General features: G+C 72.8%; 1 protein-coding gene. It reads right to left on the reverse strand.

Going from position 1 to position 1,390, the window contains the following annotated elements; all coding sequences use genetic code 11:
- On the reverse strand, window positions 1-1,390 hold a 1,390-nt coding region (locus G7A99_RS17515; RefSeq protein WP_163142565.1), incomplete at both ends, for a hypothetical protein.

Below are 1,390 nucleotides of genomic sequence, written 5' to 3' on the forward strand. Positions count from 1 at the left end.
GCGCGCAGGACGTCCACGTAGGCGGCGTCCTCGAGCATGAGGTCGGTGCCGGTCATGGTGAGCGTGGTGTCATTGCTGTGCAGCCAGCGGCTGACGATGGCCGGACTGTCGAAGCGTGCCTCCACCCGGGTCGCGGCCGGCCGCTGACTGCCCGCCACGTCCAGGGTGAGTGCGTCGTCGCCGGTGTAGCGCCCCTGCGCGATCCCGATGTACTGGCTGGCGATGTCCATGGCGTCCGAGGCGACCACCTCGTCGAGGTGCACGCTGGCGCCGGAGCGCAGGGTCAGCACGGAGCCGGCGAGACGGCCGATGGACAGATCGGAGCCCGGCGCGTAGGCATCGCCGTCGGCGGTGCCGGCACGGATCGTCGCGGTCCGGCCCGCCACCGCACGCTCCAGGCTCAGGCTTTCGCCGGTGATCACGTCCATGTCCGAGCCCGCCTCCAGGGCCCGGGTGGTGAGCCGGCCGCCCACGTCGATGTCCAGGTCGTCCGCCTGCGAGGCGATCCGTTCGCCGACGTCGAGGTCGCGGCGCACGTCGAGGCGGGCCCTGCCGTCGGCCACCACCGCCCCGGCGACGTCCATGCTGCCGCCAATGTCGGCCGACAGCGTCTCCCCGGTGGTCACGCTCGCCGCCGAGGCGTCGCCGGCCACGTCCAGGGTCGTGGGCCCGCCGGCCTCGACCCGGGTGCCGACACTCAGATCGCCGTCGGTCACGACGTCCATCCGGCCGCCGGCGTCGAGCTGTTCGGCGACCGTGATGTCGTCCTCCGCGGTGAAGCGCATGTCGCGTCCGGCGGAGGCCCCGTCGAGGCGGATATGGCCGCCGGAGGTGATGGTCATGTCGCGGCCCGCCTCGACCTGTCCGGTGAGGTCGATATCGCCGCCGGTGCCCACCGTCAGGTCCCGTCCCGCCTTGAGCGACAGGGTGCCGCCATAGCGGGCGTCGTCCATGAGCAGGCGGTTGCCGGCGATGATGCCGAGGTCCCGGTGGGCGACGGCCCGGGCGCCGACCACGTTCCAGTCCGCGGTCAGCTGCACGTCCCGGCCGGTGCTGCGCACCTGGCCGAAGTGCAGGTTATAGCCCGCCATGGCGAGATCGCGGGCCGCGCGGGCGTTGCCGCCGGTGACGTCGCCGGTGGCGTCGATGGTCAGGTCGCGCCCGGCGTCCAGGTCGAACCGGTCGAGGGGGACATCCGGGTCCGCCGGATAGCCGAACAGGATGTCGCCACCATCCGCGTGCGTATCCGTAGCCGCGTTGACCAGGCGCATGTCGCCACCGGATTCGGCGTGACGCACGGTCATCCTGCCGCCCCCGGTGCGGAAATCCGCGGTGGTGCCCGCGTAGGCCGTGCCCACCAGCAGGTCGCCCGCGGTGCTCGTCACGCTCA

Source organism: Arhodomonas sp. KWT (assembly GCF_010993615.1).